The sequence below is a fragment of the Maritalea sp. genome (genome assembly GCF_047634455.1).
Taxonomy (GTDB): domain Bacteria; phylum Pseudomonadota; class Alphaproteobacteria; order Rhizobiales; family Devosiaceae; genus Maritalea.
On the sequence record NZ_JBLIAI010000110.1, the window covers coordinates 1 to 4039 of the forward strand.

At 52.8% G+C, this 4039-nt stretch carries 5 protein-coding genes; all 5 read left to right on the forward strand.

From position 1 onward, the window contains the following. Nucleotides 1-393, forward strand: a 393-nt coding sequence (locus ACJAZW_RS15215) for a thiamine pyrophosphate-dependent enzyme (protein WP_415159624.1), incomplete at its 5' end; no start/stop codon positions are given. Nucleotides 394-417: 24 nt separating this feature from the next. Then, complete coding sequence (locus ACJAZW_RS15220) at nucleotides 418-1833, forward strand: pyruvate dehydrogenase complex E1 component subunit beta (RefSeq protein WP_415159626.1); 1416 nt, start codon at nucleotides 418-420, stop codon at nucleotides 1831-1833. Nucleotides 1834-1858: 25 nt separating this feature from the next. Then, nucleotides 1859-3214: a pyruvate dehydrogenase complex dihydrolipoamide acetyltransferase gene (locus ACJAZW_RS15225; RefSeq protein ID WP_415159628.1), complete on the forward strand. Its 1356-nt coding sequence runs from the start codon at nucleotides 1859-1861 to the stop codon at nucleotides 3212-3214. A 6-nt stretch (nucleotides 3215-3220) separates the two neighbouring features. After that, nucleotides 3221-3862: an SGNH/GDSL hydrolase family protein gene (locus ACJAZW_RS15230; protein WP_415159630.1), complete on the forward strand. Its 642-nt coding sequence runs from the start codon at nucleotides 3221-3223 to the stop codon at nucleotides 3860-3862. Nucleotides 3863-3891: 29 nt separating this feature from the next. Then, nucleotides 3892-4039 (forward strand): FAD-dependent oxidoreductase (locus ACJAZW_RS15235; RefSeq protein ID WP_415159632.1); only part of this gene is annotated, 148 nt, incomplete at its 3' end.

A 4039-nucleotide genomic window follows, 5' to 3' on the forward strand; every position in this document is an offset into this window, starting at 1 on the left:
TTGTCGCAACGCGGTGTGACGTTTGGCATTCCGGGTGAGCAAGTTGACGGCATGGATGTGCGTATGGTGCGCGAAGCGGCTGAACGGGCCATGAAGCACGCGCGTGAGGGCAATGGGCCTTACATTTTGGAAATGCAAACTTACCGCTATCGTGGTCACTCCATGTCTGATCCAGCCAAATATCGCTCGAAAGATGAAGTTCAATCGATGCGGGCTGAGCGCGACCCGATTGAGCAGGTTAAAGCCCGCATTTTGAACAATGGCTGGGCATCTGAAGAAGAACTGAAGGCACTAGATAAAGAGCTGCGCGCTGTTGTTTCGGACGCGGCGGACTTTGCTACCGAAGCGCCTGAGCCCGATGTTGGAGAACTTTACACCGAGATTACAGTCTAGTTTGCACAGACCAGGAGAAAAGATATGCCAATAGAAATTTTGATGCCTGCTCTGTCACCAACGATGGAAGAGGGAAACCTTGCTAAATGGTTGGTCAAAGAAGGTGACAGCGTGACGTCAGGCGACGTGATTGCCGAGATTGAAACCGACAAAGCAACTATGGAAGTGGAAGCCGTCGACGAAGGTGTGATCGGCAAGATACTTGTCGAAGAAGGCGCACAAGGCGTGAAAGTGAATACGTTGATTGCGGTGTTGCTGGAAGAAGGCGAAAGCGCTGACGACATTAAAGCATCTGCTGCACCTGCTGTAGCTGAGCCAACCGCCGCTGAAGCGCCTGTTGCAGAAGAAGCGGTTGCGGCACCGGTTGAAGCGGCGGCGGCAGCAGCAGCAGCAGTTCCTGGCGCACCGGTATTTACCCCAGCGGCTGACTCTGAAGTGCCTGAAGGCACTGAAATGGTGTCCACTACCGTACGCGAAGCGTTGCGCGATGCAATGGCTGAAGAAATGCGCGCCGATGGCGATGTGTTTGTGATGGGCGAGGAGGTGGCTGAATATCAGGGCGCTTACAAAGTGACCCAAGGCTTGCTGCAAGAGTTTGGCGCAAAGCGGGTTATTGATACGCCGATCACCGAGCATGGATTTGCCGGTTTGGGTGTTGGCGCTGCATTTGCGGGATTGAAACCAGTTGTTGAATTTATGACGTTCAACTTTGCGATGCAGGCGATTGACCAAATCATCAACTCAGCGGCCAAAACCCACTACATGTCCGGCGGCCAAGTCACATCGCCAATCGTGTTCCGTGGGCCAAATGGCCCGGCGTCGCGTGTTGGTGCGCAGCACAGTCATGATTTCTCGGCGTGGTATGCACATATCCCGGGCCTGATCGTGGTGTCACCATATTCAGCGGCTGATGCGAAGGGGTTGCTCAAATCTGCAATCCGCAGCCCGAACCCGGTTGTGTTTTTGGAAAATGAATTGCTGTACGGCACATCATTTGACGTGCCAAAACTCGACGATTGGACGGTACCTCTGGGTAAAGCCAAAGTGGTTCGGCAGGGTGCTGACGTGACCATCGTCTCGCATTCCATGGGCATGCGCTATGCCACTGAGGCAACTGAAAAGCTGGTTGCAGCTGGGGTTGATGTTGAATTGATCGATTTGCGCACGTTGCGTCCGCTGGACATGCCAACCGTTGTTGCATCCGTCAAAAAAACCGGACGTTGCGTCACCGTTGAAGAAGGCTGGCCGCAAGGTTCAATCGGTTCTGAAATTTCTGCGCGTTTGATGGACGAAGCATTTGATTATTTGGATGCGCCAGTAACGCGCGTGACGGGCAAAGATGTGCCGATGCCATACGCTGCTAATTTGGAAAAATTGGCGCTGCCAACTGTTGATGATGTCATACAAGCGGTGAATTCAGTCACCTACCGTCAGTCGTAAGTTCAGGGAAAAAGGAAGATCGAAAATGACGATCAATATTACAATGCCAGCCCTGTCACCGACGATGGAAGAGGGCAATCTCGCAAAATGGAACGTTAAAGAAGGCGATGTTGTTTCCGCTGGGGACGTGATTGCTGAAATTGAAACCGACAAGGCCACGATGGAAGTTGAGTCTATCGACGAAGGTACTGTGGGCAAGATTTTGGTTGAAGAAGGTGCGCAAGGGGTGAAAGTGAACACCGTAATTGCTGTGTTGTTAGAAGAGGGCGAAAGCGCCTCTGACATTGGCGATGTGAGTGGGGCACCTGCTGCTGCCCCTGCGGCAACTGCTGCACCAGTTGAAGAAAAACCAGCTGCGACACCCGCCGCAACGGAAGCGACACCCGTCGTTGCTGCACCTGTTGCGTCAGCGCCTGCACCTGCTGCGTCAGCATCTGCACCAAAAGCCAGCGGCGAACGCATTTTCGCTTCGCCCTTGGCGCGTCGTTTGGCGACCGAAGCGAAACTTGACGTGTCTGCTTTGTCCGGTACTGGGCCAAAAGGCCGTGTGGTTAAACGCGACATCGAAAAAGCCATGCGTGATGGTGTGCCACAAGCCGCACCTGCGGCTGCTACTGGCAAAGCGGCTCTTTCCACAGGCATGGCGGACAGCCAAGTCATCGCACTTTATGAAGAAGGCTCGTACGATCTGGTCGCTAATGACGGCATGCGCAAAGTGATCGCTGCGCGTTTGACAGAAGCCAAACAGACCGTGCCACATTTCTATATCAGCATGGATTGCCGCTTAGATGATTTGCTCGAAGCACGTGCGCGCATAAACGCCACCGCAAAAACTGACGACAATGGCCGCCCAGAATTCAAACTGTCGGTGAATGATTTCATCATGAAGGCTTGGGCAATGGCGTTGCAGCAGGTTCCTGATGCCAATGCATCTTGGGCAGGCGAGCATACATTGAAGCATCATCATTCGGATATCGCAGTTGCTGTGTCTGTACCGGGTGGTTTGTTTACGCCAGTGGTCAGAAAAGCTGAGTTGAAATCACTTCGGCAGATTTCAGCGGAGGTCAAAGACCTTGCCAAACGGGCAAAGTCGAAAAAACTTGCGCCGCATGAATATCAAGGTGGCGGCTCTTCAGTTTCTAACCTGGGCATGTTCGGTATCACAAACTTCCAAGCGGTCATCAACCCACCACATGGCTCGATTTTAGCCATCGGCGCGGGTGAAGAACGTGTGGTTGTGGAAAATGGCGAAATCGCCGTAGGAAATTTCATGACCGTAACAATGTCATGCGATCACCGGGTTGTTGATGGCGTGTTGGGTGCGCAAGCACTTGGCGTGTTTAAACAACTCATTGAATCGCCAGTGATGATGCTGGCCTAAGCAATCATGAAAAACGTGCTTGCCTTTGGGGATTCTTTGACGTGGGGGGCGGACGCTGCAACTGGCGGCCGCCACGCGTTTGAGGATCGCTGGCCGAATGTTCTGGAAACAGAGCTTAGCGGGCAAGCACGGGTTTTCGCCGAAGGGTTGAACGGTCGCACGACGATTTTTGATGACTATTCAATTCCAACAGAACGCAATGGTTCAAAGGCTTTGCCGATGCTGTTGGCAACGCACGAACCGCTTGATTTGGTGATTATCTTCTTAGGCACGAATGACATGCGGTCCCATATTTGTGGCAACGCCGCTGGCTCGGCGATGGGGATTGCCCGACTGATCAACATTGTGAAGTCGTTCAATTACAAGCCTGGACATGGGACGCCGAAAGTGTTGGTTGTGTCACCGCCGCTCGTGGCAGACGGTCAGGACGCATTGTTTAACGATGTGATGCTTGGTGCAGGTGAATTGTCGAAGGAATATGCTGGCAAGTACGCACAGATCTGTGAGCGTGAAGCAGTCTCGTTCTTTGATGCTGGCATGGTGGTTAGTGCCGACCCGAATGATGGTGTCCATTTGGATGCAAAGAATACGCGTGCGCTGGGCCTAGGCCTTGCGCCGATTGTGAAAGAAATTTTGTCGCTCCAATAGAAGTGAGCGCCATTGATAAGGAAAAAAGCATGGCAAATCAGTATGATGTAATCATAATCGGCGGCGGTCCTGGCGGCTATGTTGCGGCTATTCGCGGCGCACAATTGGGCATGAAAGTGGCCGTTGTTGAGCGCGAACACTTAGCTGGGATTTGCTCGAACTGGGGCTGTATTCCAA